Annotated in this window: 20 protein-coding genes; 9 read left to right on the plus strand and 11 right to left on the minus strand. The window is 62.3% G+C overall.

Annotation, left to right across the window (positions count from 1 at the left end; genetic code table 11):
* The first annotated feature begins 23 nt into the window (after positions 1-23).
* Positions 24-1,112 (plus strand): serine hydrolase, encoded by a 1,089-nt coding sequence (locus VGL01_RS04705; protein WP_331567568.1) that lies wholly within the window; start codon positions 24-26, stop codon positions 1,110-1,112.
* Between the two features lie 530 nt (positions 1,113-1,642).
* Positions 1,643-2,347, plus strand: a complete 705-nt coding sequence (locus tag VGL01_RS04715; RefSeq protein ID WP_331567570.1) for a hypothetical protein — start codon at positions 1,643-1,645, stop codon at positions 2,345-2,347.
* A gap of 180 nt (positions 2,348-2,527) precedes the next feature.
* On the opposite strand, the gene VGL01_RS04720 is transcribed toward VGL01_RS04715, so the two are convergent.
* Both VGL01_RS04720 and VGL01_RS04725 read right to left on the minus strand, forming a co-directional pair.
* Positions 2,528-2,911, minus strand: coding sequence for a type II toxin-antitoxin system death-on-curing family toxin (locus VGL01_RS04720; protein WP_331567572.1), 384 nt, complete (start codon positions 2,909-2,911; stop codon positions 2,528-2,530).
* Positions 2,908-3,135, minus strand: a complete 228-nt coding sequence (locus tag VGL01_RS04725; protein ID WP_009889671.1) for a transcriptional regulator — start codon at positions 3,133-3,135, stop codon at positions 2,908-2,910. The genes VGL01_RS04720 and VGL01_RS04725 overlap by 4 nt, the downstream gene beginning before the upstream one ends.
* Positions 3,136-3,312: 177 nt before the next feature.
* Between VGL01_RS04725 and VGL01_RS04730 the strand changes: the two genes are divergently transcribed.
* Together VGL01_RS04730 and VGL01_RS04735 are read left to right on the plus strand one after the other, a co-directional pair.
* Positions 3,313-3,411, plus strand: coding sequence for a hypothetical protein (locus VGL01_RS04730; RefSeq protein WP_331567574.1), 99 nt, complete (start codon positions 3,313-3,315; stop codon positions 3,409-3,411).
* 13 nt (positions 3,412-3,424) lie between these two features.
* Complete coding sequence (locus VGL01_RS04735) at positions 3,425-3,535, plus strand: hypothetical protein (RefSeq protein ID WP_331567576.1); 111 nt, start codon at positions 3,425-3,427, stop codon at positions 3,533-3,535.
* A gap of 32 nt (positions 3,536-3,567) precedes the next feature.
* Here VGL01_RS04735 and VGL01_RS04740 read toward each other — a convergent pair whose 3' ends face one another.
* From VGL01_RS04740 to VGL01_RS04755, 4 genes are all read right to left on the minus strand, one after another.
* Positions 3,568-4,170, minus strand: coding sequence for a hypothetical protein (locus VGL01_RS04740; RefSeq protein ID WP_331567578.1), 603 nt, complete (start codon positions 4,168-4,170; stop codon positions 3,568-3,570).
* The gene (locus tag VGL01_RS04745; protein WP_331567580.1) at positions 4,167-4,700 is read right to left on the minus strand and encodes a hypothetical protein; all 534 of its coding nucleotides are present in this window, start codon (positions 4,698-4,700) and stop codon (positions 4,167-4,169) included. Before VGL01_RS04745 ends, VGL01_RS04740 begins: the two co-directional genes overlap by 4 nt.
* Before the next feature lie 97 nt (positions 4,701-4,797).
* Positions 4,798-5,268 (minus strand): YaiI/YqxD family protein, encoded by a 471-nt coding sequence (locus VGL01_RS04750; RefSeq protein ID WP_331567582.1) that lies wholly within the window; start codon positions 5,266-5,268, stop codon positions 4,798-4,800.
* A gap of 117 nt (positions 5,269-5,385) precedes the next feature.
* Positions 5,386-5,817 (minus strand): hypothetical protein, encoded by a 432-nt coding sequence (locus VGL01_RS04755; protein WP_331567584.1) that lies wholly within the window; start codon positions 5,815-5,817, stop codon positions 5,386-5,388.
* Positions 5,818-6,087: 270 nt separating this feature from the next.
* Between VGL01_RS04755 and VGL01_RS04760 the strand changes: the two genes are divergently transcribed.
* The 5 genes from VGL01_RS04760 to VGL01_RS04780 all read left to right on the plus strand — a co-directional run bounded on the left by VGL01_RS04760 (position 6,088) and on the right by VGL01_RS04780 (position 14,433).
* Positions 6,088-6,861 carry an FkbM family methyltransferase gene (locus tag VGL01_RS04760; protein WP_331567586.1) on the plus strand — a complete coding sequence of 258 codons (774 nt, stop codon included), beginning with the start codon at positions 6,088-6,090 and terminating at the stop codon, positions 6,859-6,861.
* A 457-nt stretch (positions 6,862-7,318) separates the two neighbouring features.
* Positions 7,319-10,210, plus strand: a complete 2,892-nt coding sequence (locus VGL01_RS04765; RefSeq protein WP_331567588.1) for an autotransporter outer membrane beta-barrel domain-containing protein — start codon at positions 7,319-7,321, stop codon at positions 10,208-10,210.
* A 10-nt stretch (positions 10,211-10,220) separates the two neighbouring features.
* Positions 10,221-12,323: a sulfotransferase gene (locus VGL01_RS04770; RefSeq protein ID WP_331567590.1), complete on the plus strand. Its 2,103-nt coding sequence runs from the start codon at positions 10,221-10,223 to the stop codon at positions 12,321-12,323.
* Positions 12,320-13,486, plus strand: coding sequence for a glycosyl transferase family 8 (locus VGL01_RS04775; protein ID WP_331567592.1), 1,167 nt, complete (start codon positions 12,320-12,322; stop codon positions 13,484-13,486). The genes VGL01_RS04770 and VGL01_RS04775 overlap by 4 nt, the downstream gene beginning before the upstream one ends.
* 80 nt (positions 13,487-13,566) lie before the next feature.
* Entirely contained in the window at positions 13,567-14,433 is an 867-nt protein-coding gene (locus tag VGL01_RS04780; protein ID WP_331567720.1) for an alpha/beta hydrolase, read from the plus strand.
* A 159-nt stretch (positions 14,434-14,592) separates the two neighbouring features.
* Here VGL01_RS04780 and VGL01_RS04785 read toward each other — a convergent pair whose 3' ends face one another.
* The 5 genes from VGL01_RS04785 to VGL01_RS04810 form a co-directional block, all read right to left on the minus strand.
* Positions 14,593-15,834 carry a DUF2252 family protein gene (locus VGL01_RS04785; RefSeq protein ID WP_331567594.1) on the minus strand — a complete coding sequence of 414 codons (1,242 nt, stop codon included), beginning with the start codon at positions 15,832-15,834 and terminating at the stop codon, positions 14,593-14,595.
* Positions 15,835-15,975: 141 nt separating this feature from the next.
* A complete protein-coding gene (locus VGL01_RS04790) occupies positions 15,976-17,094 on the minus strand; it encodes a pyridoxal phosphate-dependent aminotransferase (RefSeq protein WP_331567596.1) in 1,119 nt (372 codons plus the stop codon).
* Positions 17,095-17,104: 10 nt separating this feature from the next.
* On the minus strand, positions 17,105-17,899 hold the full coding sequence (locus VGL01_RS04795) for an SDR family oxidoreductase (RefSeq protein WP_331567598.1): 795 nt from the start codon (positions 17,897-17,899) through the stop codon (positions 17,105-17,107).
* Complete coding sequence (locus VGL01_RS26110; protein ID WP_414720177.1) at positions 17,893-20,634, minus strand: aminotransferase class V-fold PLP-dependent enzyme; 2,742 nt, start codon at positions 20,632-20,634, stop codon at positions 17,893-17,895. Before VGL01_RS26110 ends, VGL01_RS04795 begins: the two co-directional genes overlap by 7 nt.
* Positions 20,631-21,701 carry a tryptophan 2,3-dioxygenase family protein gene (locus VGL01_RS04810; RefSeq protein WP_331567600.1) on the minus strand — a complete coding sequence of 357 codons (1,071 nt, stop codon included), beginning with the start codon at positions 21,699-21,701 and terminating at the stop codon, positions 20,631-20,633. Before VGL01_RS04810 ends, VGL01_RS26110 begins: the two co-directional genes overlap by 4 nt.
* Positions 21,702-21,731: the final 30 nt, after the last annotated feature.

Raw genomic sequence — 21,731 nt, forward strand, 5'->3', positions numbered from 1 at the left:
GTGCCTTTTTGAGGAAAATTGAAATGACCGAGGCGGATAGCTACGGCCGCCGCGCTGCGCTTCAGGGCCCGCCGGGCGAATGGCAAATTTGCCCGCCGAACGAGGTGGGGCTGACTCAGGTCATCATGGACGCCATCGAGCCGCGGATCAGCGCTTGGACGGCGGCGAACGTCCACACCATCGTGATGTGTCGATACGGCAAGCTTGCATACGAGCACTATTTTTGCGGGGAAGACGAGTGCTGGGGGATACCGGTTGGCCTCGTCAAGTACGACGCTCATCTGAAGCACGACCTGCGCTCGATCACCAAGAGCATCGTGTCGCTGCTATTCGGAATCGCGATCGACCAGGGCTGGGTCGAGCATCTTGATCTTCCTGTCATAGCTGCGCTGCCGGACTACGCCAGCGCGAACGCAACCGACCTGCGCCGGGTGACATTGCGACACTTGCTGAGCATGACCGCGGGCTTCGAGTGGAACGAGTCACTACCATACGGCGACGCAACTAACAGCGAGCGAAAGATGACCGATGCTCCGGATCGGTGTCGTTACGTGCTCTCGCAACCTATAACACGGCCGCCGGGCTCGGCCTACGTCTACAACGGAGGGCTCACCACCGTCCTCGCCGGCGTACTGGTGTCGGCATCCGGCCGTCCTCTCGACGTACTGGCGAACGAAATGCTATTCGAGCCGCTGGGGATCAGCGATGTCGAGTGGATTCGATATGCGGATGGGACGCCCAACGCGGCATCCGGTCTACGCATGCGCGCAAGGGATCTTGCGAAGATCGGTCAGATGGTGCTCAACGGCGGGCGTTGGGGCAGAAAGCCAATAGTCTCGCAGTCATGGATCACCCAAAGTACGTCCGCGCAGATTGAAGCGGGCGGGTCGTTGTGCTACGGCCTCCATTGGTGGACCGGCCAATCGCTCGTCGATCGCAAGGACGTTCGATGGATTGCGGCAATCGGCTATGGCGGACAACGGATGTTCATCGTTCCCAGTCTGGATCTCCTCGTCATCGTCCTCGCGGGGATGTACAGCAATCGGGAACTGTCCACGGCTGTAGGGGAAACGATTCTGGGCGACTACGTGCTCCGCGCAACAGTGAAATGATCAAATGATCGATGGTCGTGCCGTTTCGAAATGGCGTGCCAATCAACGCACCATACGTCGCGGTCATTTCCGCGCGGCGTCGATTTCCGCGCCCCGGTACCGCTTCGGCCCGATCTAATCCCCGTATTCCTTATCGAGGGTATTGAGTGCATGCTCGATACTCCAACGCTTGCCGCAATTCCACGCAGTGCGTTGACCACGTCGTACACGCGGCCCGCCGATGGCCGCCAATACGGGAATAGGAACCACTACGTGAAACGCGCAGGAAGTTAAGATGCCGTCGTCGCATTCCGCGCGCACCCAGCGCCACGCTGTCATTTCGCCAGCGCCCGCAGAATATCGCGGTCATCGTGCATGATCTCTTCCGCCAGTTTCATCTGGTGTTCAAAATCCGGGTTGTACGGCGTAATCCGGTAGCGCATTTTGGCGCCTCGGTCTGTCGACGCTCGTTCGCTCCCTGATAAAATGCGGCCTGATCCGATTTTGTACACGTCAATCAAGCGCGACGAAACCAAAGCAAGGAATCGGCAATGAACATCACCAAGCTTGGACGCGGCCAGGCAAGCGCGATTGCATTTGCCCTGGGGCTCGGCGCATGCGCGTCGGACCCGCCGCAGGCCGCGTTGCCGTCAATCACCGTGTCGCAATCGGGGCCGTGCTGCGGCCCGGTTACCGCTGCCGGTCGCCACCTGCTGCAAGTGATCGTTGACTCGGACGTGGAGCATCTTTGGTTGTACCGGCGTCATATCGACTGGAAGACCGGCATACCGGACATGCCCGAAGAATGGCACGGACGCGACAGCGAGACGCACTGCAGCGCCTACATTGCTGGCATGTCGGTCCGACTCGGAGTCTATCTGATGCGGCCGCCGCGCCACGGGTTGAACCTGCTTGCAAACGCACAAGGCGAATGGCTCGACAGTTCCGCCGGGCGGCGCGCCGGTTGGCACCGGGTCGAATCTCTTGAGCAGGTCCAGTATCTCGCCAATCAAGGCTGGTTTGTCGTTGGCGTGTACGTCAACCCCGATCCCAAACAGGGTGGCCACATCGTGATAGTTCGGCCGTCTGATACCGCAACGGTCGATCGCTTGAAGGCGCATGGCCCGCAAGTGGCCGAAGCAAGCTATCACAACCACATCAACTGGTCGGCCAAAGGTTCGTTCGCCAGGGAGCACTACGCGGACGTACACTACTACGCCCACGATGTACCGGGTACTGTTGACTCCCGTCTCTGAAGAACGCAAGGTTTCTACTTGCGCCTTCCTCATGTTTCTCGAGCAACAGAGGTTGATTGACTCGGCTTCAGAAATCGAGCGGCGCGCGATCTTGGCCGGGAGACAATTCTCTCAGATTCGTTTTCCGCCGTAACGACGCCATAGCGGTTCCGATTGTTCGCGCATCGTCTAAGCATCGACTTACTCTGCGATCCGTTGCCGAAACCATTCCGCCAGCGCAACTTCGTCGATCGCGCCAGCAGCGACCATTTCCATGGTCCTAACGGCGTCGGTCGGATCAAACTTCAATCGATAGCCGTTGTCTGCCAGGAAGATGCGCGCAACTACCCACGCAGTTCTCTTGTTGCCGTCCGCAAAGCCATGATTCCGCGCTAACCCATAGGCATATGCAGCGGCGAGTGCCGCTGCGTCCGCCCGCGCATAAACGTCGAGATTCTGCGGCCGTGTCAGTGCGGACTCCACTGCCCCTTTGTCTCGAACGCCATCAAGCCCCCCATGTTCGGCAAGCTGGCGATCATGGACGGCATAAGTCAGATCCGCGCGCACCCAGCGCCACGCTGTCATTTGGCCAGCGCACGTAGAATATCGCGGTCATCGTGCATGATCTCTTCCGCCAGCTTCATCTGGCGTTCAAAATCCGGGTTGTACGGCGTAATCCGGTAGCCGCCTTCTGGCGCCTCGGTCAGATACACAGTATCGCCCTTCTGCACCTTGAGTCGTGCCATCGCCTCCTTGGTAAGAATGAAACCGGCCGAGGCCCCGACCGTTGTGACCTTGAATGTAAGCATGGCACTCTCCTCGCTATATAATGTGCATTATATAGCAATCGACGGGCAAGGATTGGATCGCTCCACCACAGCCGTTGGTCAGGGACGGAAGGGTTGCCGCCCCGACATCCGGGGACAATCTCCAACCCCAGTGGGCACGCGGGTACGCCCTATCTGGTCGAGGTCCAAGGAAATCATTTGTCCGGACTGGCAACTCGTGTGGTCATCCCGCTGCCTCGGTCGATCGAATCCCCCGGTACCACGTCCGCCAGACTTGATCCCTGTGTTCACCATTGAGGGAATTGAGTGCATGCTCGAAACCCCGACGCTGGCAGCAGGTCCACGGAGCGCGTTGACCAAGCCGGTTAGCTCGCTCATATATCGGCAAGACGAAATCATATCGGCGCTTGGCCGATTGTGAGGTGGATGGCGAGTTTGTCGGCGCCATCCCCTTCACAGAAACCGAATCGTGCGCTCTTCTTTCGGTCCGAGCCCAAGAGCCTGACCCGCTGCGTGCATCTCGTGTTTTCCCCCTGGCTGCACGAGCTTTCTGATATCGGGCCATACACTCCAGCCGAACAGCGAACGAACGATTGTGCTAACGGCGCCGAAGCCCACGGAAACCGCTGCACCGATCAGAAACGAATCCACGGCCAGGTGCGTGCTCCTTTGAACGAAGCCGATCACGGCAGAAGCCATCCCCCAAACGACGACAGCAAAAATCGCCGTGTAGATCTCCCGCCGTGTGCTAACGACGTTCGCCGTGCGCACCATGTAGACCGAGCCATCGTTCACATTCCGGATACCTAAGATCGCCAGGCGATCCGGAAACGCGATGCAGGCAACGTGCAACCGATCGCCATTCGCAACGAAGAGCTCACGCGTTTTGCCGGTCCTCAGTATCAGCGGTAGATCAATAGAGTCGAGCCGGAAGGTGATTTGTTCAACTTGATCGGTTGTTGGCCCTATATTCGGACTCCACACATCAATCACGATCGGCTTCTGGCTGACCGATATGACCGCGCCGGATACGGTTTGCACGGCCCCATATGTCATCGGATGCTTCCTTCGTCGACAAACCGGTATGGCTCGCTCTGCCACCGCTCCTGCGCTTCCACCCGCGACGAATTTAGCGACTCGATCAGGCCGCCGACGGCAACCACGCAGCCAAACAAGCTGATGATCGCCACGAGGATAGCCAGCACCGTGACAAGCGACGCGTGAATCCCCAACCCTAGAAGGCTCGCCGCTAGCAGACAGAACGAGACGGAAAGCAGAGTGAGGTTTCGCTGCCTTTGACGGAGTAGGTCATATGGAGGAATGCCATATTCGATACTCCTAATCCACGCGATCTTTCGACGACCGCGCTCCTCGAAAGCGCAAATGCGCACGATCGCGCCGAGCCGCAGCCGCTCGATGCGCTTGAATCCTTCTGGGTCGATGTCGCCGCGGGCCGCGAAATAGCAACCGTCGTGCACCGTCAACCGGTAAAGCTCGACGGTTTTCTCGTCGGCTCGGCTATGGATCAGGTTAATCTCGATGCACTCAAGCGTCGTATCGATCAACGTGGTTTTCTGGTTATTCATGAGCCGGAATCTGCACGGGTTTTACTAGCTCTGCACCCATTCGCGAAAAAGCAATCTCGGACGCGTCCGTCAACGCATTGCACAACGCTGAGCTTCGCTATCTCGTCGAGTCCCCAGGCGCCGGTCCACGCCGGGCAAGAAATCGATCCAGCTGCGCAGCGAATGCCTTGCTATCGGATGGGGCGTAGGCCGTCGGGCCGCCGGTCGCGACACCCGAGCCGCGGAGCTGATCCATCACGTCTCGCATGGTCAGATACTCCTGGATGTTCTCGCGGGTAAACCAATTTCCCCGCGGATCGAGGACATACGCGGCCTTATCCAACGCCGCCGCTGCAAGCGGTATATCGGCGGTAACGACGAGATCGCCAGGCTCAACCAGTTCAACGATTCGATTGTCCGCGGCGTCGAACCCCGCTGGCACTTGCAGCGCTTTGATAAAGGGGGAAGGCGGCGTGCGTAGATACTGATTCGCCACCAGCGTCACGCACACCTTGGTACGCCGCGCAGCCCGAAAAAGAATGTCCTTGACGACAACGGGACAGGCATCTGCATCAACCAGCACTTGCATCTCGGCGCTTCCAATGGAACGAGGTGGCCGTCATCTTACCGTGTGCATTAGAAGGCTCGATGTTTTTGCCGGTCGTGATTTCAGTTCTGCCGTTGCGCTAATGGCCAGCAAACGCATTCAACGGTACGTCGACTTGGACGACTGTAGCTTGGTCAGCCCACCGCGAGCGAGCCGAAACCACCCTCGCGTACCCTGCATCACCACGTCATCGCCTTGCCAAAATACGCGCTTGACAGTCATGCGCCTATTCGCGCGCAGCACAAGCGGCGGGTGAGCGCGGAAATCGTACAGCACAGGGCCGGCATCGGTCTGCACGAGTGTCCGCGTGACGGTGCCATTCCTATCGTCGACGTCATCGAAATGTGTCAGGACGTTTGTCTCGAAGCGATCGAAAACCTGGCCGTCAAGCGTGCCTGCGAAATTGCGGTCGCTGTGCACGAACTCCAATTTCCCCGAGCGGGTAGCCACCGGGCCAGGCGCATTGCTTTGCGCATGAGCGCAGATCGTGAAGGCGGTCGCCGCAAAAAGTACTAGAAGGAATCGCTTCATATGGCCTTTGACATTGAGCTGTGACGACTAACTCTCGATCGTAACGCTATCTCCGAGCGACGTCATTTTCGGGCCAGATATGATCGGGTTTGCGGAACACATCTAAAAACCTTCGGATTGTCGATCAGGACCATGGGGTTGGCATCGGGATCGGTATGCTACAAGGACGATCGCGTTTATGTAGGCTATGATGCGATCCTCTGCCGCCCACTCGGACCGATGCCATACGCCGCAGACCCCTACGTTCTCGTCGATACGCGACACGGAACCATGCTCGCCAACCGCTTCGACGAATATGTCGGTCAAGCGTTGATCCAGTATGGCGAGTACGCCGAGCTAGAAACGCAGTTGCTCTTGCAATGCATCGACCGGCCAGGCACCGTCGTAGAAGTCGGCGCCAATATCGGCAGCCAGACGGTGCCCCTCGCAAAAGCGGCTAAAGCAGCCGGTGCGGACGTCATGGCATTCGAGCCGCAGCCCTTCGTGTTCCAGAATCTCTGTGCGAATCTCGCGCTAAATGCCACGGACAATGTGGTCGCTTGGCCTTTCGCGTGCGCCGCACATGAGGGAACAGTCTGGTTCCCTTCCCCGGATTACCGCCGGGCAGGTAACTTCGGCGCAGTATCGGCTCGCACCCAGCCGTTGGACAACGGCATCGAGGTGCCGTGCATACGGCTCGACGATATGACTCGTGGGCAAACTGTCCACCTCCTGAAGGTCGACGTCGAAGGGTTCGAGTTACAGGTCCTGCAAGGTGCCGAGGGGATTCTCGCGAAGCACCGTCCGCTGTTGTATGTCGAGAACGATCGGGTCGCCCACTCTCGCAGGCTTATCGAATTCTTGTGGGGACACGGTTACCGATTGTGGTGGCATATCAGCCCCCTATTCAACCCACAAAATTTCCGGGCCAATACGGAAAACCGCTATCCGCAAGTTTGCTCCTTCAACATGCTGGGCGTCCCGCGCGAGTCGAGCCTGGTGCTTCGCGACTTCGAGGAAATCGTCGATGCGACCGCTCATCCGTTGGCGAGGCCCGAGCCTTGACGGGTGTCCGGCAGCTTGCACATTGCGCACGCCGTGTTTCGTACGCCGCCACTCGAATGCCATCGAGGCGCCATACAAAAACGCGACGTTGTCAATTGGTGTTTTTTGGCTAAGGCAGCGCGTCGTAGCACGTGTCGCATAGGGCGGCGCATTCCCCCACTCGATACGCATCGTTTTTCATCGCCGTGGCAATGATCGCTCAACCGAACCGAACGCCCGCCAGATAAGGCGTTGGTGAATATTTGCATAAATTCGCGCAAATGGTTTTGCCTGTAGCGGAATTGAAAGGATTAAGCGATCGATTGCCCTGTTGCCGCTTTCTCTCGTCATGCTGCACGGGAGACCAGACCACACACTTAACAATCGACATTGAATTTCGCGATTCGTCTGAATAGTATCTGGGAAGTTGCAAACTCTTACACGATTGCCGCTCGAACCTTTTTTGATCGGGGTATCCATGGATCGCAAGAACGTACCGCAGAGACAACGCGCAATCGTTGCAGCCCTTGCCGGTGCGCTCACCGGCGTCGCGCCGCTGGTCGCAAAAGCCGACTGCGGAATCAACGGAACGATCAGCTCCAACACCACGGAAATCGGCTGGTCCTCGGGCAACTGCACGATCGCCCCGAACATCATCCTCTCCAACTTCAACACTGCGACCGCCTTGCTGGCGGTCGGTTCGTCGCTGGGCACGCTCACCAACAACGGTACCATCGCGGGCATAACGTACGGGATGGTCAATGCCGGAACCATCAGCGTACTGACCAACAACAGTGCCGGCCAGTTCGTGGGCGGCAATTCAGGCATCAGGACCAGCGGCTCGATCAACACGTTCACCAACAACGGGCTCATCGGCTCGTCCAATATCGCGGGCACCATCGCAGCCGGCCTCAACAACACCGGCACGATCGGAACGCTGACCAACACGGCAACCGGCACCATCACCGGCGCCGGACGGGGCATCCTCAATAGCGGCACGATCGGCACCGTGAACAACATGGGCCTGCTCGCCGGCAGCGGCACGGTCAGCGGCAGCATATTCGGCATCGATAACAACGCCGGCAGCATCGGCACGATCTTGAATAGCGGCACCATCAAAGGTTCCACGTACGCCGGAACGATCGTCGGCTATGGTGTTCTTGGCGAAAACTCAGCCACTATCGGCACGCTGAACAACAGCGGCACCATCACCAACGAACTGGGTGTTCTTATCCGCAGCGGCGCCAGTCTCGGCACGCTGACCAACACCGGGATGATCACCAGCACGTTTTCCGGCGTTGTCGCACAGTCCGGCACCATCGGCACGATCAACAATTCTGGCGTTATCAGCGGCGCGACCACGCAAACGGTGACCGGCTTTCCGAGCGGGCCTTATACGGGTATTTTCGCTTTGGCCGGCGCTACGATCGGTACGGTAATCAACAGCGGTACCATTACGGGCCTGCTCAACGCCATCAACGTCGACAGCACCAGCACCATCGGTCAGATCAGCAACAGCGGCCTGATCGCAGGTGCCATCCATAACACCGGTTCTACCAATCTAAACATCAGCGGCGGGAGCGGTTCGGTATTCGGCACCCTGACAGGGCTGAGCGGCGGGATCGCCGCCGCGAATGCAGGCACCATCACGAATACCTCGTCCAATGTGGTGTTTGGGTCCGGCAACGTACTGCTGAACGACCAAATCAACGCGGGCAGCCACGCCGTCAATAACACCGGCGCTACGCTGCAGGTCAACAATCCCATCGCGATCACCGGCAACTACACGCAAGGTGCATCCGCGACGCTGTTGGTCGGGGTGACGGACAGCGCGGTCGCGGGCGGATCGATTGCGAGCGACGCCGGCTATGGCCGGCTGGTGGTCTCTGGCACAGCCAATATCGCGAGCGGCTCTGCCGTGACGCTGCAAAAGGTCAATGCCTATGGATTCGCGGCTGGCCAGCGCTTTGTCGTCGTCGATGCCGCCGGGACCGGCACCAACTACAACGAAGGCACGCTGCGTTATTCGATCGCCGGCGTCACCGGGCTGGTCGTCACAGGGACGGCCGTGGCCAATGGCTCAAACAGCGATCTTGTCCTGACTGTCGCCAACTCCGCAGGAACAGGTACAGGTACAGGAACCGGTACGGGCACAGGGACTGGGACTGGCACCGGTACGGGCACAGGGACTGGAACCGGCACAGGCACACCAACGCCGACGCCAACGCCGATAGGCGCAACTGCGCCCAATGCAGTGTCGGCGCTGACCGGGCTGAAGAACTACACTGGCATCAGCCCAGCTCTGCTCAACCTGTTCGACGCCTCGCTTGCATTCGAAGCTGGCGGCTCGACCCAAGCGCTCAACGCGGCAGGCAAGCAGCTCAGCCCGACGTCGCAAACCTCCTCGAGCCGCGCAGCGGCGGCTCCAACCTTGGACGTACTCGATATCATATCGAGCCACGCCAACGGGCTGCGCCTGGCGCAACAACGGTACGGCAGCGGCATCTCGACCGGCGAGGGCTCGCCGTCGTGGGGCGTGTGGGGGCAGGCTTTCGGCGGACACGCAAGCCAGGACCAACGCGATCAAGTGGACGGATACAGCGCGAACTACGGTGGCTTGCTATTCGGTGTCGATCGCCCGATATCCCAGGCGTGGCGTGTCGGCGGCGCATTCAGCTACAGCAACACCGCAGTCAACAATACGGGCGACACTGCCGGGGACAACACCCGCATCAACTCGTATGGCCTCATCGGCTACGGCAGCTACGTGGCGAACAGGTGGTACGCCAATCTGTCCGCCGGCGCGATCGTTCAGCGCTACGACACGAATCGGTTGGTCGCCTTTCCCGGGTTCTCCGGCCAAGCCAGCGGCAGCTTCAGCGGCCAGCAGTACGTCGCGCGCGGCGAGATCGGATATCCGCTCGCGCTCGGTGTCGCGACTGTCACGCCGCTCGCAAGCCTCACGTACAGCTACTTGCATCAAAATGCCTACACCGAATCCGGGGGCAACGGCGCCGCGCTCTCGGTCGATGCCACGCACCAGACCTCGGTCACTACCGACCTCGGCGCGAAGATCGAACGAGAGGTACCAACCTCATATGGCGTGCTGGTGCCGGAGCTGACCGTCGCATGGCGGCACGAGTACGACAACACGCGCGCGCTCACCACTGCGAGCTTCGCTGCGGATCCAAGCGGCCAGACCAGTTTCACCGTACTCGGTACGAGCCCCGTGACGAACGCAGCCGTGGTGACCGCAGGCGTCACGCTGCTGAAGGAAAGGAATCTCAGTCTGACCGCGCGCTATAACGTTCTGCTCGGGCGCGGCTTTGTCTCCCAAGCCGGAAGCCTGCGTCTGCGACAGTTGTTCTAATATGTCGAGCATGGTCAGCACAGCAACTCCTTCAGAGAACATCAGCATCCAGGAAGCACTTGCCCGTGCCTACGCGCACTGGAATGCAGGTCAAGCGGAACAGGCCGAAATGCTGGCCCAACGCGTGCTCGTCGCATGGCCGGGCCAGCCCGACGCCCTCCATTTGCTCGGGCTGATGGCCCACGCCTACGGCAACCTGGATCTGGCGATCTCGCATCTAAAGCAGGCTTGTCTTGCCCCTCGCGCGTCGGCCGTGTATTCGAGCAACCTGGCCGAGATGTATCGCCAAAAGGGGATGCTGCCGGAAGGCGAGGAAGCTGCGGAGCGCGCCGTCGCGATGGATCCGGCGCTCATATCCGGCTGGAACAACCTGGGCATCCTGCTGCAAGAAGCCGGCAAGCTCGAGCGCAGCCGCGTATGCCTCGAGAAGGTCGTCGCGCTCAATCCCGAATGGCCCGAAGCGCGGAACAACCTCGGCAATACGTGGCGGCGACTCGGGCAGATGGATCGTGCCGAGGCTTGCTATCGTCAGGCGCTCGCGCTTAATCCATCCTATGCGGAAGCGCACAGTAATCTCGCCTACCTGCTGTCGACGCAAGGCAGCTATGACGAAGCCGCTCAACATGCGCGGCGGGCCATCGATTTGAACCCTCGCCTCGTCGACGCATACCTGAACCTCGCGGACGCCGAGATTTCCCGGCAGCGCCACGATGCGGCACTGCGCGCGCTCGATATGCTGGGCGCTTTCGCTTCCGAGCATCCGGCCGCGCTCACGGCGCGCGCAAAGGCGCTCAGACAAATCGCCCATACCGAAGAGGCGCTTGCCATCGCGCGGCACGCCGTTGCACTTGCGCCGCGCAACGCCGAGGCGCACTACACGCTTGCGCTCGCGCTGCAGGATCTGAGTCTGACCGATGAGGCGCTGCTCGCCTACGAGCAGGCCGCCACATTGCCCGGCGCGGTAGCCGAAGCGGCACTGGTGGGACGCGCCACCTTGCTGATCGAAGCGGGGCGCCAGAATGAAGCGCTCGCGGCGTTCGAGCAAGCGCTCATCCGTTTCCCGGATTCTGCGCAGGCGCTCGCAGCGCGCGCCGAGCTGCGCACGTTCAAAGCGAACGATCCCGACATCGGAACGCTGGAAGCCTACCTCGCTCAGGGCGAACGACGTCCGCTCATCGACCGCATCGCGGCGCACTTCGCGCTCGGTAAAGCCTATCTCGACATCAAGGATCCGGAACGGGCGTTTCGTCATCTAGAGGCTGGCAACCGCGGCAAGCGCGGTTCGTTCGACTATGACGGCGAGCAGATCGGCCGCTGGATGGAACAGGTCAGGACGGTCTTCACGCCGGAACGGTATGACGGGCTCCAAGGCTTCGGCGAGCCGTCGACGTTGCCCATCTTCGTCATCGGCATGCCGCGCTCCGGCACCACCCTGATCGAACAGATCCTTTCGTCGCATCCGCAGGTGACAGGCGCGGGCGAGCTATCGGCACTGCGTCTCGCGATCGACGAACTCGGCAACTTCCCCGACTTCGTAGCGCCCGACAACGAGGCAAGCACGCGCGCGCGCTTGCGCCAGTGCGCGCAAGCCTATCTGGCGCGCGTGGCTCCGCTCGCCGGGGGGCGACCCCATGTCGTCGACAAAATGCCGGGCAATTTCTTGTATGCCGGCATGATCCCGCTACTCCTGCCGGGCGCCCGGATCATCCACGTTCGGCGCGATCCAGTCGATACATGCTTGTCCTGCTACACGAAACTGTTCGCCGGACAGCAGCCGTTTGCCTATGACCTTGCCGAGCTTGGCGCCTTCTACCGCCATTACCAACGCTTGATGGCGCATTGGCGCGAACTGCTGCCTCGTGAGGTTTTCATCGAAACCGAATACGAGGCGGTGGTCGACGATATTGAAGGCGAAGCGCGGCGTTTGATCGGCTGGCTCGGGTTGCCGTGGGACGATGCCTGCCTGCAATTTCACCGCAACCGTCGGGTGGTCCGCACAGCAAGCGTCAACCAAGTGCGTCAGCCGATCTACCTGACTTCGAAGGGCCGCTGGCGAGGGTACGCGCGCTATCTCGGTCCGTTGCTCGACGTGCTTGGCGTTGAGGCTCCGTGATGTCCGGTGCCGACTGCGATATCCGCGCGATCGATCTGCGGATTCGCTCGCTGCTGGCATCGGGACGCTATGAGGACGCCGAGGCGATCGTGCGACCGTATCTGGCCTCGGGCAGAGGACCGCTCGCACTCTGGAAGCTGCTCGCTGCGGCGCTTCGTCCGCAGGGACGCGTCGCCGAAACGCGCGCGATCCAGGAAATGCTGGTAGAGCACGCGCCCGGCGATTTTCCTACACGTTTCGACCTCGCCGAGACGTTACTGCTCTCGGGCGAGTTCGAACGCGGCTGGCGTGAATACCAATACCGCTACAGCCTCGCGCACACGACGCGCATCGAACGCAAGGTACAACGTCCACGCTGGGACGGCCGCGCCATGCCCGGCAAAACGCTGCTGATTCACGACGAGCAGGGCTACGGCGACACCTTCCAGTTCGCCCGCCTGGTGCCTTGGGCCGAGGAGAAAAGCGGTGCGCGGGTAGTGCTCGAAATCAACGCCGAATCGCTATCGCTCATACGGCGCAGCGTGGGGTTCGACGAGATCATCGAACGTGGGAGCCTGCCGCCGGCGTTCGACATGCACTGCGAGATGATGAGCTTGCCCATGGCCTTGGGGCTACGTCTCGACGATCTGCCCGGGCCGATACCGTATCTGAACCCGGACCCGCGGCGCGTTGAGCTATGGCGACAGCGGTTGGCCGCCCTGCCCCGCCCGTTGGTCGCGCTCGTGTGGGCGGGTCGGCCCACGCACCCCAACGATGCCAACCGCTCGCTAAGCCTGGCCCAACTCGCGCCGCTCGCGCAGGCAGCGGTCAGCTTTGTGTCGATTCAGAAAGGCCCTGCCGCAACGCAGGCCGACACGCCGCCCGGCGGTATGCCGCTGTTGTCGTTGTCCAACGAGATCGGCGATTTCGAGGACACGGCGGCGATCCTTTGCATCGCCGACCTCCTGATTTCGGTGGACTCTTCTCCCGTCCATCTCGCGGGCGCATTGGGCCGGCCCGTGTGGGTCATGCTACCGAAGGTCCCGGACTGGCGCTGGCTGCTCGAGCGTACGGATACGCCGTGGTATCCCCAGATGCGGTTGTTTCGTCAGGACGTACGCACGGACTGGAGTGGCGTCGTCTCGCGGATGGCCGCCGAGCTCATGCAATTGACGGTTCAATGAGACTGCCGTGTGGCATGGGTTGGCGGAGTGGTCTATCGCGTCAAATGGCGTGTCTCTGGACGGCAGTTCTGTCAGCGTTGATGGTGCGTAAGGTGCTTGTGGCGCTCGTGCCGCTTTTGCTGCTGGGCGCGCTGTCGGGGTGCGTCGCGCTCGATCCCGACGCGCATGCAGATGCGCTCGCCGAACCGGCTCACCTGCGCCGCCAGCTCGTGAATACCGGCCCATTCGTGCTGACGGCCTTTGCACGGATCTCGCAGCCTCGCAAGCCTCTGCGCGTGTACATCGAAGGCGATGGCGTCGCCTGGCTCTCGCTCACCGAGCCCGCGCTTGATCCGACACCGCGCAAAGCGACGGGGCTCGCGCTCGCCGCGCAGGATCTCGCGCCGAACGTCGTTTATTTGGCCCGCCCCTGCCAGTTCACGCCGATGGCAATGAATCCGCGATGCGGCATTCCATACTGGACCGGCAAGCGTTTCGCGGCGGACGTGATCGAGTCGATGAACGCGGCGGTCAGCCGCTTCGCCGCACTCACACCCGGCCAACCCGTCGAGCTGGTCGGTTACTCGGGGGGCGGAGCCGTCGCAGTGCTGATCGCAGCACGCCGTACCGATGTCGTTTCGATTCGCACGGTGGCGGGCAATCTCGACGACGAATTCGTCAATCGGCTGCACGATGTATCGCCGATGCCCGAGTCGGAAGACGCGATCGATTTCGCAAGCCGTGTCGCAAGCATTGCGCAAGTGCATTTCAGCGGGGCCAAGGACGATGTCGTCCCGCCTGCGGTGGCGCAACGCTTCGTGAACGCCACCGGTACGCGGTGCGCCCAGGCGTTGACCGTTCCAGGCCTGGCGCACGACAGCGACTGGAGCCGGCGCTGGGCGGCACTGCTCGAAATCGTACCGACGTGCCGTTCCGGGGATTACCGGTCGGTCGGACGCCCCAAATGAATTCCATTGCACATTCTTTCGATCGCCTCTCGTATCCGGAAGAGCGTCGTGAATGCCCGAAGTGCCTGAGGTTCATTCCAGCGGTCGGCGTGACGCCAGCGCCACCGTGGCTCCAGGGGTACCGCACGCTCGTTCGAGCCAGGTGCCCGGCGCTGCTAGCTACTCGTCCCTCAACGGCCGTTCCAACGCATAACGCCGGCAATGTTCGAGGTATTGCGCTTCATGCATCACGAGCAATTCGACGATACTGCTCCAGAGCCACGACGGCGCCTCCGACGACTTCGGTCGCCTGGTGTGCAATGCGGCGAGCCATGCTTTGCGCGTCGCGGCATCCATCTGTCCCGCATGCGCGCGACCGACGACACGCGCCAGAAAATACGCCGCTTTCACCGCGTCGCGCTCGGACAGGTGCTCGGCCTCGACCTTCAAATCCTGAGGCATCAGCTCGCGGACCACAGCCGAGCATCCATCGAGCCGAGCAGCGATCATGCGCTCGCCCAGCAACGGCGAGACATGACGTGCCCCTTCCACCACACGTTTCGCATCGTCACGCGGCATACGATGCCCGTGAGCAACCGGCGCCGCGGGCGCGGCCGCTTCCTTGATGTCGATGAGGCGCGGTGGGCCGTCCGTGGAGTTCGCCCCATCGACGCCCAATAACACCGCATATCGGCGCCGGCCCAGCGAACTGCATCCTTTCACCCAATAAGCGGCATCGAGCACGCGGATCGCCGACGCGTCTCGCACCGTCTCGCCCAGCACCGTTCGAATCAGAGCCGGCCCCCCGGCCTCGAACAGTGCGTGCACAGCCTGGTTCTCGTCGTCCGACATCGCCCAAAAGCGCTTGCCGAGCGAGATGTGGGGGCGGACATGCCGGATATTCTGGCGTGCAAGCTTACGCTGCGAACTGTGCAGCGCTTCCTGCATCGCGATCCTGACCACCTCCGGTCGTTGCGACCGGCTCGCGTCGTCAGCGCGCCGGTCGTCGAATGCCTGTTCATACCCGTCGAGCAGCGCACCCGCGATGCGGCTCACGATCACACCCGGCAAGTCCGAACGGCATGCCGCGGTGGCCAGCGATAGCCCCAGCCGAAGCAGGTCGTGCACCGGATTGCCGATCACGCTCTGATCGAGATCCCGGATCTGAACCGCAACCTCTCCCTCGGCGTTGGCAACCGGGCCAAGGTTGCCCAAATGACAATCGCCGCAAATCCACTCGTCCGGCCCCACCGGTAACCTGCCGGCCGCCTGAGTCTTTACCCATTCGTAAAAGTGAGCGGCGGTGCCCCGCTCATAGGCATGAGGCGAGCGCGCCATTTTCTGCCGGCGCAACTCGGCCAGCACGCATTGCCTTGCGTCAGGCGGAGGATATTGCGCGGATTTGGCCGATTTCTTTGACACGGTGCCTCCACGGACAGGAGTGGTCCGCACCTATCGCAGCTAGCTCAAAGCGTGCCAGGACAGCGCGGCACCCGATTTCGTCGGACGGACCGTATCGCTCCGATTCGACACTGCCCGCCTGCCCACCGAGAGCCAGCCGGCTCAACTCCCCAGCAAACGCGCCATTCGCGAAAGCCCGAGTTCAAGCTCCTCGTCGGACACCCCGCCCGCCCCGAGCCGCAGGTGCTGCGGGCACGCATACGCGTCGCCCGACATCACGAACGTGTTGTACGGCGGCATCAGCAGCTTGTGCGCAAACGCTCCCGCGGTTATCGGCAGATCCAGATATGCAAGTCCGAGCAGCCCCGCCGCCGGCCGGCGCCAGCGCAAGGCCGGCTGATCGGCAACGAACCGGTCGAGTCGTTCGATCCGTGCATATCCGACCGCTCGCGAGCGCTCGACGGCGAGCGCGAATCGATCCGGACGCAGTGCGATCTCGGAGATCCGCTCGCCCATCACGTTCATGATCTCGCTCGTGTTCTCGCGCAACACCATCGCGTCGGCAATCAGCTTTCGATCGCGCGTAATCATCCAGCCGGTGCGCAGCCCTTGCAAGCCAAGCAGTTTCGACACGCTGCCGGTGCTGATACCGCGCTCGTACATCGTCGCCACGCGCGGCGTTTGCGGTCCTTCCCATTCGAGACCGCGATACACCTCGTCCGAGATGACGTACGCGCCGACACGCTCGGCAATGCCGACGATTCTGCGCAGCGTCGCTTCGTCCTCGACACGTCCGGTCGGATTGTTCGGGTTGCAGATGAAAACGACCTTCGTTTTTGGCGTGACGAGCGCTTCGAGCCGATCGACGTCGAGCGCCCAGCCGCGCGCCTCGAGGCGCGGCGCATACTTCACGACGGCACCGATCTGCTCGGCCAGGACGATCGGCTGCTGCCAGCCGGGCGCATCGATCACGAGCTCATCGCCGGGGCGAAGCAACTGAGTCAAAGCGAGATAGTTCGCCTCCTGCGCACCCGCCGTGATCAGCACGTCGTCGATATCGCATGCGGGACGATATCCGTAACGATCGAGAACCTGGGCACGCAGGCCGCGCGCTCCCTGATAGTCCTCGCTCGACCAATCGAGAGGCATGCTGCCGTCGAGTTCTTCGATGAATTCCTTCAACGAGGGAGAGGGTGAAAGCGAGAACGTCACACAGGCTTCGGGTTTCGCGCGATGCGCGACGAGCCATTGCTCCCAGAAGCTATTGGATGGAACGGGCATGGAGGGCTCCTTAGCTCAACACGGTCGGGCACACGCCCAGACCCAGCGACGCATCGATGACGGCACCGCGCAAAATGCGCGCTTCGTCGCGACACAGATAAAAACAAAGATCGGCGATCTCGCGAGCCTCGATCAGTCGGCCGCCCGGCAGCGAGGATTCGAGCGCCTGCCGCTGCTCGGCCGTCAGCCCGCGCAGTGTGCTGGCTTGAAACATCGGCGTATCCGTTGCGCCCGGGCAGACGGTGAACACATCGATGCCGGTATACGCGAGCGATGCCGCGAGTTGCCGCCCGAGAAAGGCGACGGCCGCCTTGCTCATTCCGTCCGCCGCGCGAAAACGCGGAAAATGCGTGATGCCGCCATCGACCGAACTCACGAAGACGATCTTGCCGCGACCGTGGTGACGCATCGCGGGCAATAGATCGTCGGTCAGCCAAAGCGGCCCGAGCGCATTCACGCGAAAGAACGCTTCGTCCTGAGCCTTGGGGTGCGACGCAACCCGCTCCACCGTCTTCGTGCCGACGCCGGCATTGTGGATGAGGACATCGACAGGTTCGACGAGGCGCTCGACCAGCTCCGCGTGGCTCGCACGATTTCCGACATCGAGCGGCAAAGCGTCGACGCGGAGCTCGCGAAACCGCTCGATCAGATCGAGTGCCCGTCGCCGGCTGTCGTCGTCCGGGCGATGCGTGAAGGTGACGCGGTATCCCCCCTCGGCGAACACCCGAATCAGCTCGATGCCGATGCCGCCGTTTCCGCCGGTCAACAACACACGCCGGGTTGCTTCGTGATTCCCATTCAACATTCAGTACTCCTAAGATGAGCGTCGGACACCATGTCGCTGTCCCGCACGTCGGCGGCAAGTTCGCGAAGCACGGTGCCCAGTCGACGAAAATCGTCGATCGAGTTGTAGATCTGCGCGCAGATACGCAGCGCAAGCCGCCGGCCGTCCGGCCAGGACGCAACGGATACGTCGATGCCATGCATGTCGTACAGGCGTTGCTGCAGCGATGCGGCCGCGTCGATGGGCGCCGCGACGAACGCGTCCGGCAGTTCAAGCGCGATCATGCTGCCGACCATCGAATCGGGTGCGAGCCGTACGAGCGGCACCGCTTGCGCCAACGTGCGCGCGGCATCGAGCGCCAGCTCACGATTGCGCGCATAGAGCGCCGGCAATCCGCCGGGCAGTTGATTCCGCAGAAAGCGAATCGCGTCGGGAATGCATAACAGCGGCGTGGGGTCCGCCGTGCCAAGCCAGTCGAACTCGAGATGCAGCCGCGGACGATCGGTGCTCGATACGCCGTAGCCGCGGCTGATCACGGGCGGATGCAAACCGTCGGCGCGATCCCGCCGTACATGCAGAAAGCCCGCACCGCGCGGAGCGCAAAGCCATTTGTGACAATTGCCCGCGTAATACGCGGCGCCGATCGCGTCGACGTCGAGCGGCAGCATTCCCGGCGCGTGCGCGCCGTCGACCAGCGTATCGACACCGCGCGCCGCCAGTCGGTCGACGAGCGCCGCAATGGGAAAAACGATCGCCGTCGGACTGGTCACGTGATCCAGAACCGCGAGCCGCGTGCGCGCCGTCACGCGATCGAGCACGGCGTCGACGACCGCATCGGGGTGGGCCACGGGGGTCTCGATCCGAGCGACGACGATCCGCGCGCCCGTTTCGCGCGCCACGAAATCGAGCAGATTCCGGCACGACAGGTAAGCGTGGTCCGTCGTCAGGATTTCATCGCCCGCGGCGAACGATCGCGATCGCAGCACGGCACTGAGCGCCGTCGTCACGTTCGGCAGCAGCGCAAGATCTCCCGGGGATGCGCCGATGAGTTCCGCCAGTGCCTGGCGCGCATCGTCGAGTCGAGCCGGAAGCTCGCGTAAAACGAAGGCGCACGGCTGTCGTTCGATTCGGGTGCGCCACTCGGTCTGCCGATCGAGTACCTCGATGGGACAGGCGCCGAGCATGCCGTGGTTGAGATACACGATGCGATCGTCGAGCAGGAAGCGCTCACGCGCGGCTGCGACGTCGAAGGCCGGCGCGCTGCGAGCTTCATGCGAACTGGAAGGGTCGATGCCAACGTGCGCTCCCGGCTGTGAAGCATGGGCGCGTCGCGCATCGATGACCCGCAGCAGGTCCTGCCTCGTCGGCCCCGGCGGCGGCAATGGAGGATGCGCCGCCAGCGTACGGCGCACGCGCTCGATGAGCGCGCCGCGCGTAAAAATCGCATCGGGCTCCTCGAGCATGCTCGTGCGGCGGGCCAACGCATGCCACACATCGATGTCATGCCGGGCCGCGGCCGCGATCTGCTGGAGCGTAATCGATTCATCGCCCATCGACGGATGAGACTCGCCGCGCCATAACGCAAGGCGCGCACGATCCTGGGCGACACTGTCGTCGAACCAGGGGCGCAACAGCGTTTGTGCGAGCGCGTCGGCTTCGAGCGCGAGTCGATAGCTGTCGCCCACACCGAGCGCACCGACCATGTCCGCGATCGCAAACGCGTAGCGCGCAGCGAGCGACATGCCGCGTGTATAGACCGGGTTCGTCACGCAAATCGAATCCCCGACGCCGATGAGCCCGAGCGCGAGCGGCCGGTGATCGACAACGAAGCGTCGGAAGCGATTCTCGCAGACGGGCCAGCGAAGGACGTCGGAGACCGGTTCTCCGGCTTCGACATCGAGCCATTCGGACAGGCCGGCATGCAAACGGGCCGCCGCGGTGAACGTCTGCGCATCCGATAGCGGCGACAGCATGACGTCGCCGTGCGGAACGATCATCGTCACCGACACATAGCCATGATCCGCGGGGCACGCAATACAGCCGCTCGATGCCGCATAGGCGCCGGCGGAAAGACCCGAGGTCAACTGCACGGCCGGCCGGTTGCGCGACCGGTACCAGCGCGTGAGATAGGACAGGCCGCAGGTTTCCGAGCTTTCCACCGGTGCGGATGCGCCGAGCGCTTGCAGCCACTCTCCCGATGGCGATGCACGTCCCAGCGCGTCGATCGTGAGATCGGCACGCACGTCGCCCTCCGACGTGCGTACCCCTTCGACGACCGGTAAGGGTCCGGGCGCCGCCAGCAGTCCGGTGACGACCACCCGATCGCGCAGCGTCACGTTCGGCTCGGCGCATACGATGCGGCGGACGACTTCCTCCACGAGCGAGCGTCGGCACGACAGGCCGAACAACGCGTCATCGTCGACGCGCGGCACGGCTTCCTTGCCCGGTTGCAGCGTACCGCCAAACGGCGTCTCGATCGCGCCCGCATCGAGCAACGCCTGCCACACGTCCGGCGCGTGCGAACGCAGTACCTGGCGCCCAAGTGCCGCGAGCGCATGAGTATGACGCGCCTGCGGTACACCTTTGCGCCAGCTCGCATCGAACGGAGTTTCACCGCTCGATGCGCGATCGACGCGCGGCGTCATATCGTCGCGATCGAGCAATTGAACGTCGGCGCCCTTGCGCGCGAGCGCGAGCGCGGCCATCAAACCCGCCATGCTCGCCCCGACGACGACCACGCGAATGCGCGTCATCATCGATCCTCCAACGCCGGATCGAGCGTCGGGACCGCGGCCTTGCGCAACAACAACGAACGCGCGGCCCAAAGATCCGAAAACACGCGATAGCGCAGCGCGGTTTCGTCCAGATAGTCGACGCCGCTCGAGCCACCGGTACCGACGCGGCGGCCGATGATCCGCTCGACCATCCGCGCATGCCGCTGCCGCCAGATCACGAAGGCCTGCTCGAAATCGAGCACCGCTTCGATGAGCTCGCGCGGCCATCCGAGCTCGGGTCGTTCCCGGTAGCTTTCGATGTAGAGCAACGCGGCGCGGACCGCACGACGTTTGGCGCGCGTCGCCATATCGGCTTCGGGGTCGTCCTGCGCGCGCAGGTAGGCCTCGACGTTCGATTCGTCGGCCCGCCGGCGGGCCGCGAGGCGCTCGATATCGTCGGGCGGAAGACCGCACTCGACGAGCATTTGCGCGCGGCTGCGGTTCTCGTCGCGAATGGCGCGCACATAGTCGCCGATGAAGCCGTCGACCGTCCCGACGATCGGCAGACGGGAGAGCCATTCATAAAGGCAATCCTTGAAACTCGGGCCTTGCGCGATACGCGCTTCGACGCGTCGGGACGACCATGAGGGCGTGCCGTCCGCCGACTTCAGCGCGTCCTTGAAGCATCGGTTGCCGAGCGAAATGCGTTCGTGGTCCTCGAGCCCCAGCAGGATCTCGACTTCGCGCATCTGCGCCGATTGGAAGCCGCTCGCCGGCGTAAGCGCGTCGCGGAAATCGAGAAAATCCCGTGTGGTCATCGTCTCGATCACCCGGAAATGCTGATTCGCCTGCTCGAAAATGACGATGGCCCGGCGCAGGGAGCGTACGATCGGCGCGACGCGATGATCGTGCGGCATGTCCTCACTTAGCGCATTGCGCGCGAACGTCAATTCACGCAGGATGAGCTTGAACCAAAGCTCGTAAATCTGATGGACGACGATGAAAAGCAGTTCATCGTTACCGACTCCCGATTCGTCCTCACCAAGACCTGTTTGAAGCGCCAACAACTCCTCGACTTTGAGGTAATTCCAGTAATTCGTTTCCTTCATGCGCGACCTCGATCTGCGTTTTTGCAACGG

The organism is Trinickia sp. (assembly GCF_036503415.1).
Taxonomy (GTDB): domain Bacteria; phylum Pseudomonadota; class Gammaproteobacteria; order Burkholderiales; family Burkholderiaceae; genus Trinickia.